General features: G+C 50.3%; 16 protein-coding genes. 11 read left to right on the top strand and 5 right to left on the bottom strand.

Annotated elements, in window-relative coordinates:
- Window positions 1-62: 62 nt before the first annotated feature.
- Window positions 63-1,355 (bottom strand): type III ribulose-bisphosphate carboxylase, encoded by a 1,293-nt coding sequence (rbcL, locus tag ABSE13_RS03750; RefSeq protein ID WP_424027154.1) that lies wholly within the window; start codon window positions 1,353-1,355, stop codon window positions 63-65.
- 268 nt (window positions 1,356-1,623) lie between these two features.
- Between rbcL and ABSE13_RS03745 the strand changes: the two genes are divergently transcribed.
- From ABSE13_RS03745 to ABSE13_RS03735, 3 genes are all read left to right on the top strand, one after another.
- Window positions 1,624-4,308 (top strand): PAS domain-containing sensor histidine kinase, encoded by a 2,685-nt coding sequence (locus tag ABSE13_RS03745; protein WP_424027153.1) that lies wholly within the window; start codon window positions 1,624-1,626, stop codon window positions 4,306-4,308.
- 2 nt (window positions 4,309-4,310) lie between these two features.
- On the top strand, window positions 4,311-5,129 hold the full coding sequence (locus ABSE13_RS03740) for an esterase/lipase family protein (protein WP_424027152.1): 819 nt from the start codon (window positions 4,311-4,313) through the stop codon (window positions 5,127-5,129).
- A gap of 134 nt (window positions 5,130-5,263) precedes the next feature.
- On the top strand, window positions 5,264-8,023 hold the full coding sequence (locus tag ABSE13_RS03735; RefSeq protein WP_424027151.1) for a PAS domain-containing protein: 2,760 nt from the start codon (window positions 5,264-5,266) through the stop codon (window positions 8,021-8,023).
- 97 nt (window positions 8,024-8,120) lie between these two features.
- On the opposite strand, the gene ABSE13_RS03730 is transcribed toward ABSE13_RS03735, so the two are convergent.
- Entirely contained in the window at window positions 8,121-9,542 is a 1,422-nt protein-coding gene (locus ABSE13_RS03730) for a response regulator (RefSeq protein WP_424027150.1), read from the bottom strand.
- 359 nt (window positions 9,543-9,901) lie between these two features.
- Here ABSE13_RS03730 and ercA point away from each other — a divergent pair, with 359 nt between their 5' ends.
- From ercA to ABSE13_RS03715, 3 genes are all read left to right on the top strand, one after another.
- The gene (ercA, locus tag ABSE13_RS03725) at window positions 9,902-11,071 is read left to right on the top strand and encodes an alcohol dehydrogenase-like regulatory protein ErcA (RefSeq protein ID WP_424027149.1); all 1,170 of its coding nucleotides are present in this window, start codon (window positions 9,902-9,904) and stop codon (window positions 11,069-11,071) included.
- Complete coding sequence (locus tag ABSE13_RS03720) at window positions 11,055-13,169, top strand: PAS domain-containing protein (RefSeq protein ID WP_424027148.1); 2,115 nt, start codon at window positions 11,055-11,057, stop codon at window positions 13,167-13,169. The genes ercA and ABSE13_RS03720 overlap by 17 nt, the downstream gene beginning before the upstream one ends.
- A 151-nt stretch (window positions 13,170-13,320) precedes the next feature.
- A complete protein-coding gene (locus tag ABSE13_RS03715; protein WP_424027147.1) occupies window positions 13,321-14,589 on the top strand; it encodes a site-specific integrase in 1,269 nt (422 codons plus the stop codon).
- 25 nt (window positions 14,590-14,614) lie between these two features.
- Here the strand turns inward: ABSE13_RS03715 and ABSE13_RS03710 are convergent, their stop codons facing one another.
- On the bottom strand, window positions 14,615-15,289 hold the full coding sequence (locus ABSE13_RS03710) for a hypothetical protein (RefSeq protein ID WP_424027146.1): 675 nt from the start codon (window positions 15,287-15,289) through the stop codon (window positions 14,615-14,617).
- Window positions 15,290-15,439: 150 nt separating this feature from the next.
- Here ABSE13_RS03710 and ABSE13_RS03705 point away from each other — a divergent pair, with 150 nt between their 5' ends.
- Both ABSE13_RS03705 and ABSE13_RS03700 read left to right on the top strand, forming a co-directional pair.
- A complete protein-coding gene (locus ABSE13_RS03705; RefSeq protein WP_424027145.1) occupies window positions 15,440-15,652 on the top strand; it encodes a hypothetical protein in 213 nt (70 codons plus the stop codon).
- Window positions 15,653-16,570: 918 nt separating this feature from the next.
- Window positions 16,571-17,056: a hypothetical protein gene (locus ABSE13_RS03700; RefSeq protein ID WP_424027144.1), complete on the top strand. Its 486-nt coding sequence runs from the start codon at window positions 16,571-16,573 to the stop codon at window positions 17,054-17,056.
- A gap of 290 nt (window positions 17,057-17,346) precedes the next feature.
- On the opposite strand, the gene ABSE13_RS03695 is transcribed toward ABSE13_RS03700, so the two are convergent.
- Both ABSE13_RS03695 and ABSE13_RS03690 read right to left on the bottom strand, forming a co-directional pair.
- Window positions 17,347-17,913, bottom strand: a complete 567-nt coding sequence (locus tag ABSE13_RS03695; RefSeq protein ID WP_424027143.1) for a hypothetical protein — start codon at window positions 17,911-17,913, stop codon at window positions 17,347-17,349.
- A 21-nt stretch (window positions 17,914-17,934) separates the two neighbouring features.
- Entirely contained in the window at window positions 17,935-21,294 is a 3,360-nt protein-coding gene (locus ABSE13_RS03690) for an IPT/TIG domain-containing protein (protein WP_424027142.1), read from the bottom strand.
- A gap of 148 nt (window positions 21,295-21,442) precedes the next feature.
- Here ABSE13_RS03690 and ABSE13_RS03685 point away from each other — a divergent pair, with 148 nt between their 5' ends.
- The 3 genes from ABSE13_RS03685 (at window position 21,443) to ABSE13_RS03675 (ending at window position 22,644) form a co-directional block, all read left to right on the top strand.
- Complete coding sequence (locus ABSE13_RS03685; protein ID WP_424027141.1) at window positions 21,443-21,571, top strand: hypothetical protein; 129 nt, start codon at window positions 21,443-21,445, stop codon at window positions 21,569-21,571.
- Window positions 21,572-21,661: 90 nt separating this feature from the next.
- Window positions 21,662-21,901 (top strand): hypothetical protein, encoded by a 240-nt coding sequence (locus tag ABSE13_RS03680; RefSeq protein WP_424027140.1) that lies wholly within the window; start codon window positions 21,662-21,664, stop codon window positions 21,899-21,901.
- Between the two features lie 455 nt (window positions 21,902-22,356).
- The gene (locus ABSE13_RS03675; protein ID WP_424027139.1) at window positions 22,357-22,644 is read left to right on the top strand and encodes a hypothetical protein; all 288 of its coding nucleotides are present in this window, start codon (window positions 22,357-22,359) and stop codon (window positions 22,642-22,644) included.
- Window positions 22,645-22,775 lie beyond the last annotated feature (131 nt).

The following is a 22,775-nucleotide window of genomic DNA, read 5'->3' as shown; positions in this document are numbered from 1 at the left end:
GATAATGAATTTTTCTGCAGTTTCTGCAATTTGTAACATGGAAAAAGAAGGTGATTTTCCGGTTATACCGGTTTATAGTGGCCCCACTTCTCAAGGGCCTCTTTGAGCTCCTTTGCCTTCCTGGCCTTCTCTTCAAGGGGAATGTGTTCCTGCCAGGCCTCGATCGCCTGCATGGTCGCCTTCGCACCGGCCCGGGTGCCCTTCGGGTGGCCGTGGATACCACCGGAAACGAGCAGGATCATCTCCGTACCATAGATGTCGAGGACATCGGGTACCAGGCCCGGGTGCAGACCTCCCGATGAAACGGGGAAGGCACTCTTGATCTTCCCCCAGTCCTGCTCAAGGAGCATCCCTTCAACGGCTTTCGTCTTCTTCTCCCGCAACAGGTCGGCGAGAGCTATGGATTCCCGCCGGGAGCCGGTCAGTTTACCGACTGCGGTCCCGGTATGGATCTGGGAGACACCGACAAGACGCATGATCTTGGCAAGGAACTGCATGGTGAGGCCGTGTTTCTTGTTCCGGTCGAATGTCGAGTGCATAGCCCGGTGGGCATGGATTGCAAGACCGAGATCGGAGCAATAGTCCCGCAAGGTCATGACGCTTGAGGTTCCCGCAACAACCACATCGATCATCGCGTAGTTCCAGCCGTTTGCCGCGAGCAGATCGGCCCGCTTTTTCATGGTCTCGACATCCGCGGTAATGTTGAGGAACGCAGACTTCTTCTCCCCGGTCTCCTTCTCGGCCTTGTCCCGGAGTTTCGTCATGAATTTCACCCGGTCATCGAACCGGTTGAACGAGGTCGAGGTCAGGTTCTCATCGTCCTTGACGAAGTCAAAGCCTCCCATCCAGGTCTCGTACCCGATCTCAGCGTGCTCCTTTGCCGTAAACCCGATCTTGGGCTTGGGCACGGCGCCCGTCAGCGGCCGGCCGTTCACCTTCATCATCTTCCGGATCCCGGCATTGCCGAAGTGCGGCCCCTTAAAGTGTTTTATGTAGGCCAGCGGGAGAGCGACATCGATCAGTCGCAGGTTCTTCACCGCTTTCATGCCGAAAATATTCCCGGCGATACCGCTCATCAGCTGGACTACGTTCCCTTCTTCCCAGAGCTCGAGGGGATACGCGATCTTCACCACGTTGCCCTCTATGTCAAACGCCGTAGCCTGGAGCGCCTTCATCCGGGGCGGCATGGTGAAGAGCGTTGTCCAGGTACCTGTTGAACTTTCGGACGCGATCCGCCCTGCTGCCTCCTTGCCGCTGATGCCTGCGGCCGGTTCAAAATAATAGAGACAGACGAGATCGTCCTTTGCCGGCTCGTATTCCAGATCGACAAATTCCTTGTACCAGTCAATTGCCATAATTTATCCTGTACCAAAGAATGAGATGCTAGGTAAAAAAATATGCGGGAAGTGGTGACATAAAGGTGGTCGATTACCGGGGGGATTTACAGAGCAGGGAAAAAGTCTCCCTTGCCAGGAGATTTCCAAAAAAAATATATCATCCATGCATATGATGTGATGTAATACATTATGATGGGGAAGCCGGATTATCATGATCAAGACGACCCTCCATGTACGTATACAAGGATAAAACCTGTACGGTAACCGGATTGCAGAGAACTCTTGCATGACAACAAAGAAACCAGGACAAACGGGAAAAAAGACACCCCCCCGTAAAAAAAAGGCCGGTGATTCGCAGAACGTGCGGCCGTCACCGGAACCCGATTTCCGGGAAATTTTCGATACCGCGGGTATCGCGTCAGTTGTCATTGGAGAAGACATGGGGATCATCCATGCCAACAGCAAATTTGTGGAGCTCAGTGGCTACACTCTCCAGGACCTCGAAGGAAAGAAGAGATGGACGGATTTTGTTGCTAAAGAAGATATTGAAAAACTGGAGATATACCACACCGGCCTGACAAAACCCGGCGGCTGGGCACCATTACAGTATTCACTTACCTTTACCGGCAGGGACGGAAACAAACGCGAGATGTCGGTGGTAACCGGCCTTATCCCCCGCACGCAGAATGTTGTTGTATCTCTTGTGGATGTTACCGCCAGGAAAAAATTTGAGGCCATGATCAGGATCAATGAGGAGAGGTACCGCACACTGACGAAAAATATCAGTTCGGGAGTGTTCAGGACCACATGCGATCACCCGGGCAGGTTTGTCTGGGCAAATCCCGCATTTCTTGACATGTTCGGGATAGGATCTCTGGGTGAACTGCTGAAGTACCATATGGTAGAGATCTATGCAGACCCGGCGGACCGCGATCTCATCATCGCCGATCTCAGGAAAGACGGATGTGCGAAAAATCCCCTGCTCAGGGCCAGAAAGATCGATGGCACACCGCTCTTTGTCTCTCTTACGTCACACGTAAAACGAAATACAGGGGGGGCCATCGAATGGATCGATGGTACGGTAGAAAATATTACGGATCTCGTGCATGCAAAAGCACAGTCCTGGGAGCTGATGGCTGCGGCATCTTCCTATGGCATCATCACTACAGACAGGGAGGGGGTGATCACCGCGTTTAATGTCGGGGCGGAAAGGATGCTGGGGTACCGGCCGGTCGAGGTTACCGGGAGAGCTACCCCCCTCGTAATCCTTACCGGGACGGAGATCGCTGCCCGTTCCCGCAAACTTTCCGATGAACTGGGCAAACCGGTGATCGGCTTTGATGTATTCTCAGTACCGGCACGCATCTCCGGTTCCGATGAACGGGAGTGGACCTGCATCAGAAAAGACGGGACGCATATTTCAGTCAGCCTGAGTGTCGCGCCGCTGAAAGATACAGGGAGCAGTATCACCGGTTACCTCTTTGTGGCACAGGAGATCACCGCAAAAAAACGGGTGGAGGAATCATTCCGGGTCGCCAGTCTCCAGATGTCAGGGGTGATCTACAACCTGCCGGACCCGACCTTTGCCATCGACCGTGAAGGAAAGGTGATCGCATGGAACCGCGCCATTGAAGAACTGACCGGCGTCCGGGCCGTGGAAATTCTCGGGCAGGGAAATTATGCATATGCAATCCCGTTCTATGGCAACCGGAGGCCCATGCTTGTCGACCTCGTCTTCACCGAAGATCGCAAAATTGAGGGGTGGGATTATACCGGGATCGAACGAAGCAGGAATTCCCTTTCCGCAGAAACATCCTCCATGAAACCCCGGGGCAGGACACTCATTATGCGGGGAGTTGCAGCACCGATATACGATGAGTCCGGCGAGATTGCCGGCGTGATCGAATCTCTCTCGGATGTCACCGATTTGAGGAGACGCGAGCATGCTATCCGGGATACCCTGTCACGGTACCAGGCCATTCTCGATTATACGGGATCGGCAACAGCTATCATCGAACAGGACTCCACCATCTCCTACATCAACCCGGAATTCGAGAAGATCACCGGGTATGTCAAGGAAGAGGTGGAAGGGAAGAAGAAATGGATGGATTTTGTCATACCTGAGGATGTTGACCGGATGCGCCTGTACCAGAGCAGGGTCGGACAGATTACTGCTCCAAGCACAGGGGAATTCCGGTTTATCCGGTGGGATGGCCAGGTCCGGAGCGGCTATATAACCCTCGCTCTTATCCCGGATATGAAAAAATTTGTCTTCTCGATCCTGGATATCACCGACAAAATCCAGGCAGAGGATGCATGCCAGAGGGCAAACAAGAAGCTGAATTTCTTCAACGCCATCACCCGTCATGAAATACTCAACCATCTGACTGTCCTTAAAGGGAATCTTGAATTAGCCCTCGCACAGGTATCTGAAGAGGCTGCACGAGCGACCCTGGAAAAAAATCTGGCAGCCACCAATGCCATCCAGGCCCAGATCATGTTCACCCGGGATTACCAGGACATCGGGCTCCAGCCACCGGAATGGCAGGATGTCGGGGGGGCCATCCGGAGGGCGTGTGCCGGGCTCCGGCTTGGGGAGGTTGGGCTGGAGGCGGACATCCAGAGTGTCGAGGTCTATGCTGACAAGCTCCTCGAACGGGTATTCTTCCACCTTGCCGACAATGCGGTACGGTATGGTGAGAAGATCACACGGATCCACTTTTCCTGCGACGAGTCCTTTGAGGAACTTCTCATAACCTGCGAAGATGACGGGATCGGCATCCCGCCGGGTGCAAAAGAGAAGATCTTCAATCATCTTTTTTTCCGGAATGTCGGGCTGGACATGTACCTGTCGCGCGAGATCCTCTCCCTCACCGGGATCACCATCAGGGAGACGGGAACCTTTGGGAAAGGCGCCCGTTTTGAAATCCGGGTACCTAAAGGAGCATACCGGTTTACCGGGTCGCACTGAACATGAAAGAATGCGCCAAAGGCCGGGTCCCGGTCGTACTGATCCATGGCTGGAACAGTCATCCCGGTATCTGGAACCGCCTCGATCCGCTCCTTGCGGGTGTTTCCATACCCGTCTGGAAATTTGATCATTCCGCTATGAGAGAGTCCGCGGTACCTGAAATTGCGGAAGCCCTTGAGAGTTTTATCAGGGCGATGCGGAACCGGGAAGGATATGGTGGACCGGTTGATATTGTCTGTCATTCCATTGGGAGCTGTATTGCCCGGTACTTCCTTGAAGTGCAGGACGGTACCGTGAAAGGGGAGTCGGTAAGGCAACTCATCTGTCTTGGCCCGCCCAACAATGGCTCAGCCCTTGCCGAACTCTTCAACGATCCGTGCCGCAAAGAGGAGATCATCGGGCAATTGTCAGAGATATTTGTCCCCGTGGGATACGATCCGGGTTCTGACCCCCTTGTCCAGGATGTCCGGCCGGGAAGCACGGTCATGCAGCACCTGAGGGCCGCAGGTACCCGGCCCGATATCATCTACCGGATTATCGTGACCACCAATATCCACGAGGACCCGGCATTCTTTCCCTGGTTTTTGGGAAAGACATGGGAGTACGCCGGCGGGGAAACCTACCGGACAACGTTTGCCGGTGACGGTATCGTTGCTCACACAGAGTCCTGCCTGCCGGGAATATCCCCCGTTGTGATCACCAGCGGAAAGGAAAACCAGAACCCTGCGCTTTCCCCTGCCCGGTACTGCCATATCAACCTGCCCAGGAACCCTGCCGTTATGGAACGAATCCTGCAGTACCTTGTGATGCCCGGCACATGATTCCATAACAGGGTAACGGCAGCGCGGGATGATTTTTTTATGCCGGCAGGCGCCGGCTCTTTTTGCAGTCTTCAGAAAAAATACTTAACTGTTCACCATCCAAATGGGCTGTATATAAAACTGCCGGGTCCTGTATGTACACTGTTCTCTACGTAGATGACGAGCCGGATTTGCTGGAGCTGGGAAAAATATATCTTGAGATGTCCGGTGAGTTCAGCGTAGACACGGCACTCTCTGTTGAGGAGGCCCACCGGATCCTCGCGAAGGCATCATTCAACGCAATTATCTCGGACTACCATATGGCAGGAGAAGACGGGATCGCTTTTCTCAAGCAGGTCCGGTCGACCATCGGCGACATTCCGTTTATCCTTTTTACCGGGAGGGGGCGGGAAGAGGTGGTCATCGATGCAATCAATAATGGCGCGGATTTTTACCTGCAGAAGGGAGGTGATGCCAGTGCGCAGTTTGCTGAACTCATGCACAAGATCGGGCAGGCGATTGAACGCCACCATGCCGTCGATGCCCTGAAAGATTCTGAGCAGCGCCTGACCGATATCATCAATTTCCTGCCGGATGCAACGTTTGCAACCGATGCCGGCGGGAAGGTGATCGCGTGGAACCGGGAGATTGAAGAGGTGACCGGCGTTCCCGCACAGGAAATGCTGGGGAAAGGCCAGTACGAGTATGCACTCCCCTTTTACGGGGACCGGCGCCCGCTCCTCATCGATCTTATCCGGGCACCGGATGAAGATATCAGGCAGCGGCATTATTCCATTGTGAAAAAGGAACGGGGCATCCTGATCGCTGAAACCACCAGTGCCCACCCAAAAAATACCCCGAAAAGTTTTCTCTGCAAGGCGTCCCTGCTCATGGACAAGAAAGGAAATGTGATCGGCGCGATCGAGTCGATACGTGATATCACGCAGCAGAAACTTGATGAGAGCAGACTGAGGGATGCCTGCGGGACCATCGCGTCGTCAGAAGAAGAACTGCAGGAGCAGCTGGATGATCTGGCGGCAGGCCGTGAAGCCCTTGAAAAAGCTGAGCTGCGGTTCAGTAATATTATAAAAAATGCTCCCTTCGGCATGCATTTCTTTGAACTGAAACCTGACGGCAGACTCATTTTTTCCGGCGCGAACCCGCAGGCCGATGCATTCCTTTCCCTTGATCACAGCCACCTTATCGGCAGATCTATTGAGGAGGCATTTCCCGGGATCGGGAAAACAACACTCCCGGACACCTACCGGAAGGTTGCATCCGATGGCAATCCCTGGCACGCCGACCAGGTAGAATTCCAGAGCGGGCAGGTCTCCCGCACGTATTCCGTGTGGGCGTTCCAGACGATCCCCGGCACCATGGTTGCAATGTTCGTGGATATCACCGACCAGAAGCAGCGCGAAGATGAACTCAGGAGCGTGAATGAACGCCTTATCTCCGTAGGCTGTCAGCTCAGCGAGCAATATACTGCGGTTGCAGAGAATCACGCAACACTCCAAGAGATTACCCGGGAACGGAACAAATTTTTCGATCTCTCTTTGGATCTTCTCTGCATCGCGACAACGGACGGTACATTTATCCGTCTCAACCCGGAATGGGAACGGACACTCGGATACCAGCTGGATGAACTGGAGGGAAAACGCTTCCTGGATTTTGTTCATCCCGATGATATGCAGGCAACACTGGACACGATCAAAACCCTTGCCGGGAATACTGAAGTTACCAATTTTGTCAACCGTTACCGGTGCAGGGATGGGACATACCGCTGGATCGAATGGCGATCGTCCCCGTACGAAGGCAAACTGATCTATGCAGCAGCGCGGGATATCACGGAACACAAGAGGACCGAGGAAGCACTCAGGGAGAGCGAGATGCGGTTCCGGAAGATCTTCGAGTATGCCCAGATCGGGATGGCACTTTCGACACCGGATTTCCTCTACCAGTACGTGAACCCGGAATTCTGCCAGATGCTCGGGTATCCGGAGGACGAACTTCTCCGCATGACCTTTGGCAACATCACGCACCCGGACCATCTTGTGGCGGATCGCGAGAATATACGCATGCTTCGTGACGGTGAGATTCCGATCTATTCCACGGAGAAACGCTATATCCGAAAAGATCGCGGGATCATCTGGGCATCTCTTACTATCTCACCAATACGGGATGAACACGGCAGGCTCCTCAATTATCTTGCCCTTGTCGAGGATATCACGGAAAGGAAAGCCTACCACGATGCCCTTGAACAGGTCAACAAGAAACTGAACCTGCTCTCGGGTATCACCCGCCATGATATCCTGAACCAGCTGACGGCACTCACCGGGTATCTCACCCTGTCGCAACAGTCTGAAGATGATCCGGAGAAGATCCACGGGTATCTCGAAAAAGAGCTGCAGGCAGTAGCCACGATTGAACGCCAGATCAGCTTCACCCGGGATTATGAACAGATGGGTGTCAATGCACCGGCCTGGCAGGATGTACGGGGGTGCATCTCACGGGCTGTTGCATCCCTGCCCATGAGAGAGACGGTTGTCCATTGTAACGGAACAGATATTGAAGTCCTGGCAGACCCGCTCTTTGAGAAAGTCTTTTACAACCTGATCGACAATGCCCTGAAATACGGCGGGGAAGAATTGTCGGAGATGGTAATATCAGCCAGGAACGAGAACGGAGATCTTCTCATTGCGTGCGAGGACAATGGTGCCGGGATCTCTGAACAGGATAAAAAAAGATTATTTGAACGGGGATTCGGGAAGCATATCGGGTTTGGCCTTTTCTTAACCAGGGAGATTCTTTCCATTACCGGTATCGCCATCAGGGAAGGCGGTGTTCCCGGAAAAGGGGCCCGTTTCGAGATCATTGTGCCCAAAGGGGAGTTCCGGCCTGCCGGGAAAAAATGACGGGTGTGTGAGGTTAACACTACACCGCAGCATACATGGGTAACAGATTCGGATTCATGCTCTTCTCCCCCAACAGCACTTTTTACAGGTTCCGGGTTTATCCCCGGCCCCCAAAAAGGAGCCGGAAGATGATCGCAAGGATACCCCTGCCAGAACTGCCTGCACCCGGTTTCACCTCATGGCCTCCCGGGATCTTCGTTTCCCGGCCGCGGGTGCTTGTATCCGGGATATTCACAGGAGGGATATCTTTTTCCAATGGACAGGTACCCTGTAACAAGGGAACATCGCTATCCGGAGGGAATCCGTGAGGGGCCTGACAGGCATGCCCGGCAGTGACGTGGTCCGGGCGGGGTTCTGACTCAAAAAGCTCTTCAGGATCGAACGGGACTTTTGCAGGAGTATGTTCCTCCGCAGGATTATCGCCAGCGGCACCATAGGGATCCACTACCGTGTCTGTATCAGCGGAAACTCCCGGGAAAGGATCCGGGCTTCTGGGTATGTCGCCATCAGGATTCCGGGGATCAGATCCCTGTGGAAGATTTGAGTCATCAGGAAATTCTCCTCTGGGATCCTGTGGGGGATTATTCTCATCCCGGGATAGCAGATCATCAACAGGTGTTTCGGGTTCAGATCCGGGAATTGGAAGGTTTCCAAAAGCCATATTCTTCTCTGGCTGTGGAGGGGTCATCAATTCCACAGAATCTGCAGCCGGTGCCATGGAGATCCCGACGTGGTCTTCTGCTTCATTCCTGCCGGGATCGTTCTCAGGGATTCCCGACGCAGAGATCCCGGCGGGCAGATTCCCGGTATCCGCTTCACGGGGTAATGAGGGGGTTTCACACGGGGGTGTTCCGATCATCGCAGCGGGCAGTTCAGGAGGATCGGAATCGCAGGGAAGGGATATGCCGGTATCGTGGAAAAATGACTCTATCAGCGATCCGGTACTGCGGATCCTCTCCTCAAGGACCAGAACCGACGAGGCAAGATCTTCACGTCTCAGTTCCGTAATCGAGGGATGGGCCAGCTGTTTTTTCATGACCGCCAGCAGGCTTGTGTCTATCTCGGAATTTGAAGAGAGGGTAAGGTATTCGTCGATCTTTTCCGGGGGGACGCCACGGGCAGTCCAGCAGGAGAGGGTACGTTTCTTCCGGTCCTGCCGCTCCAGTATCCTTGCAACAGCGGACAGGAGCTCTTTTGGATTGACCGGTTTTGTCAGAAAATCGTCAATCCTGATCCGGTGTGCCTCTGCTTCTTCAAAACTGATCTTTTTTGCCGAGAACATCAGGACCGGAATATTCCGGGTCCGGGGATTATCCTTGATCCGGGACAGGGTTTCCCACCCGTCCATGGGCTCCATCATGATATCGAGAATGATAACGGAGGGTTTCTCGGTCAGGAGGATCTGGAGACATTCTTCTCCGCCAAATGAGGGAATTGCGCGATAGGTTTTTTTGAGCAGGGCTACGAGACCCTCAACAATGAATGTGCTGTCGTCAACGACAAGAACGGTATCAGTCACACGAGCCCTGTCTCCCGGCAGTATGATGATCAGATGTTCCCGGTGATCAGGCCCTTGTACATACCGGAGCCTGGATTACTTCGGAAAACATTCGGATTTTTCCTTCTTATGTATATATTACAAAATGCTGATTAAGTAACCTGCTTCGCTTCATGGGAATCCTCCGGCCCGAAGAGACAGATCTCCCCGGGACAGGTTGATGCGTGAGCGGTAAAAAGAACGGCATCTCCCACTCCCGGCCGTTATGACCGGAAAATCCCATAATTGTTCACAAAAATCCTTCATGCTGACGAAAGGTCCGGGATCTTCAAAATGTTAAAATATTAGTATACCGTGTATTGATTTGAGTGGGGAGCTGAATGATGGCACCATCCGGTAGTTTTGAACTCAGGAAATTCGTTGCACCGGAATTTGTGATCGGGACTGATGCCCGCCTGCTGGCAGGCAGGTATGCAAAAAACCTTGGTGCACGGCATGTACTCGTGGTAACCGGTCCCAATTTAATCCGGGAAGGATGGGTAAAAGGTGTTACTGACTGTCTGGAGGAAGAGGAGATCGATTATACCATTTTTTCCGGTGTCTCTCCCAACCCACGCGATGAAGAGGTTATGAAGGGGGCACAGACCTTCACGGAATCCAGGTGTGACTCCATCGTGGCAGTCGGTGGCGGGAGTCCCATCGATTGTGCCAAGGGGATCGGGATTGTCTCCTCAAATGGGAAGCACATCCTGGAATTTGAAGGTGTGGATAATATCCCCGTTCCTGCCCCACCGCTCATCTGCATCCCAACAACGGCCGGCACCGGAGCTGACGTTTCCCAGTTCGCCATCATCAATGACACCAAAAGACGCGTGAAAATTGCGATTATCAGCAAGAAGATTGTTCCGGATATTGCATTGATCGATCCCCTCCCCCTCACGACCCTGACTCCCGAACTGACGGCACACACCGGCATGGATGCCATCACCCACAGTGTTGAAGCCTATGTCTCCAATGCGAGTTCACCGGTTACTGACATCAACGCCCTCGAATCGATCCGGCTGATGCATGCACATCTTCCCCTGGCCAAAAAAAATCCAAAGAACCTTGAACACCGGTACCAGACGATGCTCGGGAGCCTGCTTGCCGGCCTTGCATTCTCCAACGCCAGTCTGGGCGCAGTCCATGCCATGGCTCACAGTCTTGGAGGTTTCTCGGATCTCCCCCACGGGGAATGCAATGCCCTGCTGCTGCAGCACGTCATGGCATTTAATTTTCCATCGTGCCCGAAACGGTACGAAGATATCGGGAATGCACTGGGCATTGATCTTTCCGGCCTCAGCCTGACGGATAAAAAAGAGAAGATCATCTCCGGTATTACGGCAATGCGCAACACGCTCGGAGTGACGGAGACACTGGGAGATCTTGGTGTCAAAAAACAGGATATTCCGTCACTCGCACAAAATGCGATGCACGATCCCTGCATGGCCACCAACCCGAGACAGCCGACCCGGAAGGATATCGAACGGATTTATGAAGAAGCACTCTGATGAAACATCCGACTGGCAGGGTCAGAGAAACAAGATCATCGGACTCGGAGAGTCGTCCATCCGGAAGAGTTACTATCCCGAGCTCCAGCAGAAGATGGCAGAGCTGGAGAAGAAAAACGAGGCCTTAAATGCGGCATACGAAGAACTGACTTCCAGTGAGGAGGAACTGCGGCAGAATTACGAAGAGCTCAGTGCCAGGGAACACGAACTCCGGGAGAGCGAGGAGAAATACCGCAACCTTATCGAAAATACGTTTGACGGCGTGATCCTACACCGGGACCAGAAAATCGTCTATGCCAACAGGACAGCGGCCAGGCTTTTCGGCAGTACCGGATCTGAGGAGCTGATCGGGCTCTCGATTCTTGATGTAGTTCATCCGGACTATCTTGCCATAATAAGAGAACATGCCACACAGGCGCTGGAAACCACCCAGTTGCCCCGCCACGAGAAATTCCTTCATCGAGACGGAACGGAATATGACGTAGAAGTTGTTGCAACACCAACAACGTGGGAAGGGTTACCGGCAGTCCAGGTAGCATTCCGGGATCTTACTAACCAGAAGCGGGCTGAAGAGGCATTAAAGGAATCTGAAATTTTTTACCGGACATTGTTTGAGACCACGGGGGCTGCTTCGATCATCATTAATGAGGATGCGACGGTCAGCAGGGCCAATGAAGGTTATGCAAGGATAACGGGATATTCCCGCGAAGAGATAGAGGGAAAACGAAACTGGAGGGAGTTTGTTGTCCAGGAAGATCTGGAGCGGATGAACCGCTATCATAGCGAACGACGTACCAACCCATCACAGGTCCCGGAGGTATACGAGTTCGGCTTCCGGGACCGGAATGGAAACATCCGGCGCTGTATCGTCAGTGTATCCATGATTCCCGGTACAACAAAGAGCGTCGCCTCATTTGTTGATATCACGGACCGTGTTACTGCCCAGCAGGAACTGGAGAGGAGGAACAGGGAACTCCATACTGCGTATGAAGAGCAGACAGCAAGCGAGGAGGAACTTAAACAGAACTACGAGGAACTCAGCAAAACTGAGAGAGATCTCCGCAGTGCCAAGGCATTCCTTCAGGCTATTTATGAAGGTTCCCCGGATATGATCATGGTCCACAGCAAAGAGGGGCGAATCGTTGATATGAACGAGAACGCTGTCAAAGGGTACGGTTATTCGCTCGAAGAGATGGCCGGTTTACGACCGGAGATTGCGAGCGGAAGAGGCTGCACTTCCGAGATGGCGATGGCCCGGATACAACAGGCATTCGAACAGGGAGCGACCGATTTTGCATGGGTTGGCAGGAGGAGAAACGGTGAAGAGTTCCCGGTTGAAGTCCGGCTCCGCAGGATAGAATTGGAAACAGAAGCGGGTGTACGCGAACAACGTGTCCTCGCTATCGTCAGGGATATTACCGAACGCCATATGGCAGAAAATGCACTGGAGCAGGCACGGAAAAAACTGGGGCTGCTCAACACCGTCATATTCCAGGATATCCAGAGCACCATTTTTGCCCTGTCGGCATATATGCAGCTGGCAAACAGTGAACGGGAGAGTAGCAAAGCCAAATCCTATGCGGAAAAAGAGGAGTTCCTTGTCCATAAGATCATCAGTTCATTGAATTTTGCCAAGAATTATCAGGAACTGGGGGTTCAGCCATCCCGCTGGCAGAATGTCAACCGGGTATTCCTGTACGCTATCTCGCACCTTGATTCACTGAAAATCGCCCGGAAGATCCAGCTGAACGGTCTGGAAATCTACGCCGACCCTCTCCTGGAAAAAGTCTTTTTCAACCTGATAGAGAACATCTTCCTGCACGGGCAGAAGGTAACGGAGCTCACGTTCACGTTCCGGGAAGAAGCGCCAGGACTTCTCCTGATCTTCCAGGATAACGGTGTGGGAATTCCCGTGGATGAAAAGAAAAAGATTTTCGAGAGAGGGTATGGTAAGAATACCGGTCTTGGCCTCTTCCTTGTCAGGGAAATCCTTTCCATTACCGGAATGTCGATCCAGGAAACGGGGATTGCGGGGGAGGGAGCACGATTTGAGATCCTCGTCCCGAAGGGTGCATACCGGTTTTCCACAATAACGTAAAATCCACTGAACAAAATTTCCGACACACCTCCGGTAAAAAAACCGGGGAACTATGAAATTGGATAAATCCGCGGAACACGGTTTTTTTAAAAAACAATCACAGTTAAACTGTTAATTATTTATTTATAGTCGAAGAATCCAATATGCATTTATGTCAAAATTACAGGAATTTTTAGCTGATTATGATAACCCCTCAACACGGCCTGGTTACCAGTCGGCAGTGTATGCATTCATCAAGTACGTAAACCGTATCAAGTCTACGGGAAACAAGAGAACCACGCCAGAAGAAAAAGAGAGGTATGAGGAGATGATTGATACGTACCTCTCAGAAACGCGCGACAACAAGAAGGATCTGATGGATTTCCGAACCAGTATGAAAGGCCGTCCTCCGCTGTCACAGCGTCAAATTATCAATCTCGTCCATGAATTTTTGGCGTGTAACAAGATAATCATCGATCATGCCGATCTAAAGCGCATACGGCGAAAAATTAAGGGAGGTGTTGTCACAGCCGAGAAGGAATTTGATATTGAAACAATCCGCGCGATATTGCGATACATGGATATCAAAGGTCGAAGCCTCACCCTTACTCTCCTGAGTTCAGGAATGAGAATCGGTGAAACCCTCCAACTCCGGGATAGTGATATTAACCTTAAATCAGTGCCAGCAAAGATTTCCATAAGGGCGGAATATACAAAAACCCAACAGGCACGGATTACGTTCATCACACCGCAAGCCGTGGATGCCCTCAAAGAATGGCTGAGTGTTCGTGAGGACTACCTGAAATCATCGAACGGGAAGAACCTGGGACTTGTCAAGGCTGGTAAATCGAAAGAGCGGGAAAGCAACGGCGATCACATCTTCCCGTTCAGCCCGAACGTTGCCAACCAAATGTTTGAAAATGCCGTCGTCAATGCCGGGCTTATGACGAAAGATGAGAGGACCAAACGGTCACAGATCCATCTTCACATGACGAGAAAATTTTTCATAAGTCAAATGGCACTGCTGGCAAGCTCAAAAGAAATTCCTGAAACTTTAGCTGGTCACGGCGGAAACATGACCGCAGCATATCGGAGATACCCCGTCAAACAATTGGCAGAAGAATATTTGAAAGTCCAACATCTCTTGACTATCACCGAAGAACAGGAATTAAAAGCGATTGAGGCTGGGTTTAAAATTACGTTACAAAAGCACGATGGTGCACTGGCTCATATTGCTGTTGAGAATGAGGAGCTGCGTAAAAACCAGGATGCGCTCCAGCAGGAAAATGCAGCACTCACGATGCGATTGCAACAGATCGAGCAGGCAGCAGAGGAACAGCGCGAAGCCATGGATAAACTCAACAGCCTTGCCAAGAACCTGACCCCCCAACAGGTCGCAGCAATTGCAAAAGTCCTTGCACAAAAAAAGGGTAGCTGCTGAGTGAGATACCTGCGATACTATTACGCTAAAGGGTGGACCCCTTATTCTCCTGCCCCCTCGTCGCAATCTTATTGATAAGTCCCTGATAGTCAATATTACCCTTTTCATCTCTAAATTCCTGAATGAGATTCGGTTCTAGGGCCGCAGAGCACGATGGTTTCTTCTTTCTCTGGTGTTTAAACCGTTCAATAATTATCTCATGAGGATTTGGGCATCCGTTTTCCATTAAAAGTTTCTGGGCGATTATGAGTTGTTCAATTAAGTCATGAATACACGCCATCCTTTCAGCGTAAGCAGACTCCAATCCATCCCGTGAAAATATCCATTCACGCCGGTATTTGGACAATGTTCGGTAAAATGTGGCCTGACGACCTTTTTCGTGAGGCATCGGTTGAGTCTGCTTATCAATAATGAGATCCTGCGATAGATCGGCAATCAGCCTGTAAAATGTTGTTCCGTTTTTAATGAGTTTGCCCTCTCCCACGAACTCACCAAGAAGATCCTTGACCCGGACCCATCCAACCTCTCGTTCTGGTTTTTTTCTGTCAGTATCTTTTTTCCTGACATTCTCCAGGTATTCAATTATCTTCTCGACATATTGTCTTGTATCGGGATTACGGCGACCTTGAAGAAATTTTTGTATTTTTAGGCGAGCCTCGTCTTCTCTGCGCCCCAGATCCCCCTTTTTATCAGACGTCATATGAAGTAATAGGAATTACACACATTTAAATTGTGTGTTAATACTCACATTTGTTAGATATACGTGTACTATTTATCCCGGCAGCAACATAGGACAAACTGTTAGTGAGTGCAGCTCCGTCTGAGCAGCGGCCTGACACGGGATAACAATATGACGAGAACTAATGCCCGGGGCTCCGCAAAGGGCCAACAGCGATACGGAAAAAGCGACGGCATAGAAAAACCGGTCAGCCCGGTCAAAATCCCTCGCCGAGTCGTAGCTGGTCTTCCTTTGCTCTACCGGGCATTGTGCGAAGTCATGGTCCGTGACGGCCTCGTCCAGCTCGTGTCCGAAGATACACTCTCTGACGAAAAAGAACAGTAATGGTGGGAAACTATGGAGATTTTTTCTTCGGGTAAGCAAGATGCGCCCAAAACCCCAGCAGGGGCAACCTCTCCTGTTCATCAGGATAGGACAGTACCGCAAGAGAATACCGACGGAGATCTTCACCTGACGTGCAGGCTAGACCCTGATCACCCCGGTGAATGGCGTTGCACACAAGTTCCCGAGCCGGTCGTACCAAAAGCTAACAATTCCGTGTCCATGCTTTCGGCTGATGCACTTCCAGGTAAGTCCGGCGAGGGGAGTTCATGTACCTCGGATAGTGACGGTGTTGAGGTCTGGAGCCGGAACAACGGCGAGACCATGCGCGTCAAGCGGGTCGAGCATGAAGGGGGTGTGCTCTTCCTGCCCGTCGCTACAACCCCGCAACCGCAACCTGTAGATCCCCAGACTCCCCAAGTGAAGACTGCAAGGCAGGATCATACAGTTGGACGAACCCAGATGTCCCGATGTGGGAGTGGCAGCAAAGGCTCCTGCAAGCTAACTGGAATGAGATCTTCTACCAGTGCAAAGACTAACAGCCAGCCTAGTGGGGGGCCCTGAAGTTTTCCCTTTTTTTCTCAGGAAGTGTGTGGTAATGTCAAGTATAAACCTTAGATCCCTGGATGCCCAGATGTATCAGATCGGTCGGGTCATAACCGTATTTGATCGTCAAGAACCGTGTCTTGCTTTAACGATTTTTAGCATAGGAGAGGTAGGGACAACAAAGGCAATGCACGGCGTGTCTACAGCCATTACCCGCCCCACAAGGAAGAGATACAAAATCACAGCTTCCCAGTATAGATTGTCTTATATCGATTTCCATGCAGATGGCAGTAGAGTTTACGATAGCGATGCAACTGACGATTGCAATACAGCTTGTAAAACGCAACACCGCGTTTTGAATTCGGGAGGGCTATCATGACCAAGAAGGAGTATCCATCACAAGCACGATATCGGCAAAATCATCCGGCAATAACGTTTAGACTGAAGAAAGATGATAAGGAACGGCTTGATACAATCATCAAGGCCACGGGCAAATCCCTCGCGCGATATATGACTGATTTTATTCAAAATGACCTTGATCATGAGGAGGAAATGTCTGAATTAGCTATTATGAATAATACCTTTAAAGAATGGGGATTTGAACTGGAGGCTAAATACAAGGAATTGGAAATGAAAATCAAGGATTTAAAAAATGAAGAGAAGTTTATTCTACCCTGTTCAATTTGCGGAAAACCTATGACCATATCATCCAAGAATGCTAACTGGCAGACGGAGATTTCTCCAAAATTGAAAGACCTGTTTGGCAAACGATATCATATAAAATGCAAGTCCAGTAATTCTCCATCATCGATTAACACAATCAATTCGAAGGAAGACTCGAATGCTCAGTATTCCCCCTAGTTCTGATAACTTGGTGCTCCGACAACAGCTCCAGTACTCTTGCACGAACCTGTTTGTACTAATACTCTGAAGGGGATCGTCTGTAAATTGCGATAGAATTTTTCAGCAGTCCGGGTGCAGGATATTCTCCGAAATTTTCTCGTTTAATTGTAATTAAAGGAACGACGTGAAGTCCAAAGTTCTGGTATTCTCCGGCATCCCAGATCGCCGGAAAAATCGGACCGTAAACCAGGTGGGATAACACTGGCGATAAGTGAATAAAAGAATGGTGATTATTCGGGAGAGAGAAATTATTTTCCTTTCACATAGGATTGTCTCCAAAAAACACAAATCACGACAAGGGCAAAAACTGGTAATAGTATTGGTAATGGAGATAGTTGTTGCAAAAGGGGAAGTCCCTCCCGTGGGGTCACATTTATGAAAAGTGTTGAATTTGGGGTGCATATGAATGAACCTTGTGTCCCGATTACGGTAAGGGAAAATGAATACTTTCCCGGTGACAGGTTGGGATCTGCATGAACCTTGATCATTCCAGGATATTGGCGATAGTTAGGGGTTGTAATAAATTCTGATGGTACGGTAACATTCAGTGGGGTATCTGATACGGTATAGGATACATTACCTGTTCCATAGTCATAAAAGCAATAAGGGCGGTAAAAGTCGATCATTATATCCTGTTCTTCACCAGCTTTTAGATCAAATATCGTATTGTTGAGAAATACAAGTCTATCTGAACACACACCCGGCTGACCTGGGTTTACGAGTCCGTTCTCACCACCATTGACGGCATTCGCAACTCCGCATAAAAAAAGGAGTGAAAACACTACGCAAATCAGAATATAACTTGTTTTTTTCATGAAAACATCACATCTCCCACATCATTTTTGAGTTATCAATTGAACATCCGATGGATTGGTTACGATATTTACATCCAGATGATCTCTTATCGCATTTATCGTACACAAAACATTTTTTGATAACGAGATTGGGACAGAATTGCCGTTTAAATATTTATATGACATATCGTAAAATTCACTGTCATGAATCATCGTTGCTTTACTTGAAATATTATAAGCTTCATACACGCCACCGTATACCATTAAACTCTTATTTGAATTGACCATGTCCGTAGTTATCCTTGAGTTCTTCGAAGTATCATTTTGATCAATTGTTACTATCTCCCACCACTGGTACTTATCGCTCCAAGATATAATACCAATAATAACATCTCCTTCATTTACGGAATACGTAGAACCATAAAGGTAGTCTCCCGCAGGATTATAGGGGCCTGCAACCGATTGGATAGTCCACTGATTGAGATGTCCCCCCTGGCTCCATTCGAGAACTGGTTGAAGTATAGATACATCATCTTTATGGATCGCTTGGGGCCCTTGGAATGCATTGAATAGGAACTGGGTGCGGTACGTAGTGGAAGTTCCTTTGATATCCGGTTTGGAAGGTACTTTCCAATAAGCCGTAAAATTGTCGACCTGATTAGTGTACCCACTTGTTATTGTATTCGCATCTTCCACCCAGCCATTCCATTCTCCAGGAAGGTTCGAACCAAGATTTGTTCGGATCATTCCCTCGGAATGCAAAGTATTTGGCTCGTAAGAAGAAACTTGCGAAGATCCATTTATGGTTAAAATTTTTTCATCATCTAAGTAGACCGTTAAATTTTCGGCTCCGGCTTTTGCAAACGAATCTGAGGGTACCTGAGAAATATGCGTCGCAGGGACGATTGCCCCTGCGGGAACAGGCAACATAGTCGCATCCAGGTCATTTGCCTGATATTGCGAAAACCCACTTGAATTATACACGATTGTCATGGGCACATTCCATTCATCTATAACGTGTTCAATAGTTCCGCCATAGGGAACTGCATTTTTCACCTTCGCCGCACTGGTTAAGTTTCCCGGTTCCATCAGGCTCAGCGGCCCGGTCACCACAATTTCCGGTACCGTCAGCCCGTCCTGCGACAATGGCTGAGTATCAACCTGATCCGGTCCGTTCTCACCTGAAATGCCCGAAAACAGCTTGTACGACGGAGATGATGTGAAGGAGACAGTAGCATTTGCGAAAAATGGTGAGGTGATATTCGAAACATCCCAGACCGCCGGTACGAAATCGCCGGTGACCGTACAGGTAGTCCCGGACGTGCAGGTCGTTGGTTCGCCGGTGAACATCAGCTCATCGCCGGCGGGGGTTATCTTGTAAATTCTCGGAGTTATGGAAATATTCGGTCCTGCAACGGAAGAAATCCCGGGGATATTGTAAGTCCCGGTGATATTATAATGGAGGGCCGCATCCCCGCCAATAACTTCCGCCTTCGCCGTCAGGGCCGCGTTTTGTCCCGAGGTCGTACTGAAGACGTTAAACGTGAGTCCCTGGTTCGGGTTAACCAGGGTCTTATCCAATTGTATGGAAGTAGTATCCGCCGGGTTGGTCGAGCCATTTATGCTAACCGTAACGATATGTGATCCGTCGGACATCTGCTGGACCGACAAGCCCGGGATACCAGTGCTGGTAATTACCGCGGGAGGTAACGGGGAGCTCAGGAAATATTCATTGTTCGTAGTTACTCCCGCACTGCATCCCCCCGAGGGCACATAAACGCCCATCAGTTGCGAGGAGTTGTCAACTTTATTTACGTTTTTGTTGATAGTTTTCAGGACCGTAGTATTGGTTGAGGGATTGGTTACATCGACCCGACCGGCCTCACCCGGTACTGGAGTTACCTGAGAAGCGGAAGGAACGATATATACAAACGATGCCATGATCCTGCCGCCAGTCGAGACATTATAACTCACCGATTCCCAGTCGTTTCCCCACCCGAGTTCCGATCCATCCGGCCGGTAAATGTGGAAATCACCTGGAGTATGGGTGATAGTTGAGCCAAACGGCAGGAACAACTGGTCTGCGGGTATCGTTGCGTTTTCCCGGCAGGGAACCTGTTGACCCGGAGTGAACGGGCCGGTGATCTGAAGGTACGGGCCATCTGGTGTCTCAACGGTAAACGCATTCGGCAGTACAGCGGTGAGTCCGTTCGGGTTGATAACGACGACATTGTACTGGCCGGCGGTCGTGTTAACCAAGTTAAACATACACGTGATATTCCCGCTTGAACTCACGGTTACGTTGGTTCCGGTGATATCAAAGAGACCGGTCTGGTTCAGTATTACTGTAGTCGTACCGGTGGTCTGGAAGTTCGTACCGGTGATATTTGTTGTTATTAGCGGTGTCGTGTTTAAACCGACGGAGGGTGTGATACCGGTCACGGTCGGGGCTGGTGTTGGTGCTGCTATATAGGTGAACTGGTCAGCTGGTGAGGTCGCGGATGTGCCGCCGCCAAACGTGCCATACGTGGTGGTAACGGTGATATTAACGGTTCCTGTTCCGCCTGGTGAAGCCATGGTGATTGACGTTTCATTAATATTATAAAAGTCCATTGTTGGTGCCGTGCCGCCAAAGTTTACTGCAGTGCCGCCAAAGTTTACTGCAGTGTATCCGGGAATAAAGTTCGTCCCGGTGATAGTTACCACGGTCCCACCACTATGAGGGCCGGATGCAGGCGAGACGCCGGTCACGGTCGGGGGTAGTATTCCGGGCGAATAAGATTTTCCGTTTAAATAGATCGAGCCGGGTAGGAGGTTCAATATTGTTGCGTCGTCGTAGTTGAGAATCTTCGCGGCATCATTGATCGCAGTGCCTTTGTCTGCCGAGCAGGCGTTGAATTCTGAATTGCTGATAGTGAGCGTCTTTTCGGTGTAGATTCCGCCACCTGCGGCATATGCCGAGCAGTCGGTGAATATTGAGTTTTCGACGGTGGTCGGCATATCCGCGGTATAGATCGCGCCGCCTGCACTGTTAAGCCTACCAGTTGCCTGGCAGTTGTTGAATGTGGAGCCGGATACGGTGAGGGAGTTATGGAAGGAGTCGACCGCTCCGCCCCATTTTGCATTACAATTGGTGAATTTGGAGTTCTCGATGATGCCGCCACAGTCAGTGAAGATAGCGCCGCCCTGGAATGCCGAGCAGTTGGTGAATGATGAGTTTTCGACCGTGAGCGTTCCCCAGGCATAGATCGCGCCGCCGCCAACGGCACCAGATGCTTTGCAGTTAGTTACGATGCATGAGGTTACGATGACATTTTTGACATTGATCGCGCTGCCTTTGCCACCCTGCGCGTTCTCCAGCGTCAGATTGTCGACAGTGAGACTGTTGCTGCCCGCAAACATCCAATTTTGTTGTGCATCGATGATCGTGTTTGCCGGGCTGCCACCGGCTGACGCGTTTGCTTCGAGGGTAATATCCTTTGAGACCGTGATCTCGTTTTGGTAATACGTCCCCGGGTTGAGAATAATAATATCGCCAGAGGAAGCACCTTTGATCGTTTTTGAGATCGAATCGCTCGAATCGTCAGGATTGACCGTCCACGTGTGTGACGCCGATACCGGTGCTACGACCGTTGACAATGCCGGGGCAGAGACCGGCTTCGGTGAGATTGTAGCTTGAGGAGTACTCGTAACAACCGGGCTGACCACCGGGCTTTCAGCACTCTTATCCCCAAGGGCTGGTTCCTGAATCGCTGGGGTTGTATTGTCAATGAAAGCCAAAGACACACTTGTCGGTGTGGCTGTCGGTACGGATGTGACACTCACGGCCGGGGTACTGTTGCCAGCGGTATCGTTCCCAAGGGAATTCCCCTCCGGGGCTGAGGCCAAAGTATTCTTGACCGTACTATTGTGTGTATCCGCTGCACTGACCGGGCTCATCGCAAAGATCATCAGAGCGATCATACTCAGGAAACAGATCTTCAGGAATACCGAAGTGTTTCCGGAATGAGCGTTTCCGCTTGATAGTGATGTATCCAAATTCATTATTGTGGCCTCATATGCGAAGTAAATACAGGCGGGCGATGCATTCCCGGGAGAGCCGCGGTTACATCGCATCAGAGTCCAGGGAGTCTGCCCGGAAATCCTGAATGCATCTGCATGCATTAAAATGCAGAATGAGGGGTAATAAGCACGTCGTTAACTGAAAAAAAATTGCAGTTATCACCTTGTTTTGTGGGCTCTGTCAAGTCTTCGGGAGGGGGCAAATATTTTTCGACGTAGTATTTGTCATAACTCCCGAAGATTTGACAGAACCAAAAAAATCTCTAAAATTTTGTGTTTTGGGTTTTTTCTTTAATTAGAATTAAAAGAAAAAGCACACATGCCAACGGCTTTGTACCTAAAGTCATTTTTTTGACCCGACATTAGATGCAACTTTATTATCTCACACTTCCACTCAATTTTATGAGCTACAGAAATTCAGTTACAAGCGTTCCCGGTTTTTGGGAACTTGTGCTCGGTTTAGGGATTCTTTTATTTTCCACAATGTATGTTGGTTTTGAAACCGGCGGTATAATTGGAAGTATATCTGCGGGGTTACACGCAATATATAACATCATTTACGGCTGTATCTTTGTAACTTATCTTTGGATGATTATTGCATGGATTTTCGATAAATGGGAGATAATAACCGCAATCGGAATTCCAATTACCTTATTTATTTTGAGCGTTGTATACCATAAAAGAAGATAGATTAGAGCCATTTTGGTCGTTGTTGCGCTCGTTGATCAGTTAAAAAATTGGGCTAAATATTGGAACGAATACCATTAATAGGCTCTGTCGAAATCCTCGAAGAAGCACAATTCCTTCTTCACAATCTCCGG

The organism is Methanoregula sp. (assembly GCF_049518935.1).
Taxonomy (GTDB): domain Archaea; phylum Halobacteriota; class Methanomicrobia; order Methanomicrobiales; family Methanospirillaceae; genus Methanoregula.
The sequence above is the reverse complement of the archived record's forward strand: the minus strand, read 5'-3'. Positions and strand labels throughout refer to the sequence as shown.

Coding starts and splice junctions, on each gene's coding strand:
- ercA (WP_424027149.1), top strand. CDS start 9,902: ATGATGGCACCATCCGGTAGTTTTGAACTCAGGAAATTCGTTGCACCG.
- ABSE13_RS03700 (WP_424027144.1), top strand. CDS start 16,571: ATGACCAAGAAGGAGTATCCATCACAAGCACGATATCGGCAAAATCAT.
- ABSE13_RS03710 (WP_424027146.1), bottom strand. CDS start 15,289: ATGACGTCTGATAAAAAGGGGGATCTGGGGCGCAGAGAAGACGAGGCT.
- ABSE13_RS03705 (WP_424027145.1), top strand. CDS start 15,440: ATGACGAGAACTAATGCCCGGGGCTCCGCAAAGGGCCAACAGCGATAC.
- rbcL (WP_424027154.1), bottom strand. CDS start 1,355: ATGGCAATTGACTGGTACAAGGAATTTGTCGATCTGGAATACGAGCCG.
- ABSE13_RS03715 (WP_424027147.1), top strand. CDS start 13,321: ATGTCAAAATTACAGGAATTTTTAGCTGATTATGATAACCCCTCAACA.
- ABSE13_RS03745 (WP_424027153.1), top strand. CDS start 1,624: ATGACAACAAAGAAACCAGGACAAACGGGAAAAAAGACACCCCCCCGT.
- ABSE13_RS03740 (WP_424027152.1), top strand. CDS start 4,311: ATGAAAGAATGCGCCAAAGGCCGGGTCCCGGTCGTACTGATCCATGGC.
- ABSE13_RS03720 (WP_424027148.1), top strand. CDS start 11,055: ATGAAGAAGCACTCTGATGAAACATCCGACTGGCAGGGTCAGAGAAAC.
- ABSE13_RS03695 (WP_424027143.1), bottom strand. CDS start 17,913: ATGAAAAAAACAAGTTATATTCTGATTTGCGTAGTGTTTTCACTCCTT.
- ABSE13_RS03735 (WP_424027151.1), top strand. CDS start 5,264: ATGTACACTGTTCTCTACGTAGATGACGAGCCGGATTTGCTGGAGCTG.
- ABSE13_RS03675 (WP_424027139.1), top strand. CDS start 22,357: ATGAGCTACAGAAATTCAGTTACAAGCGTTCCCGGTTTTTGGGAACTT.
- ABSE13_RS03690 (WP_424027142.1), bottom strand. CDS start 21,294: ATGTTTGCGGGCAGCAACAGTCTCACTGTCGACAATCTGACGCTGGAG.
- ABSE13_RS03680 (WP_424027140.1), top strand. CDS start 21,662: ATGAAAGCCAAAGACACACTTGTCGGTGTGGCTGTCGGTACGGATGTG.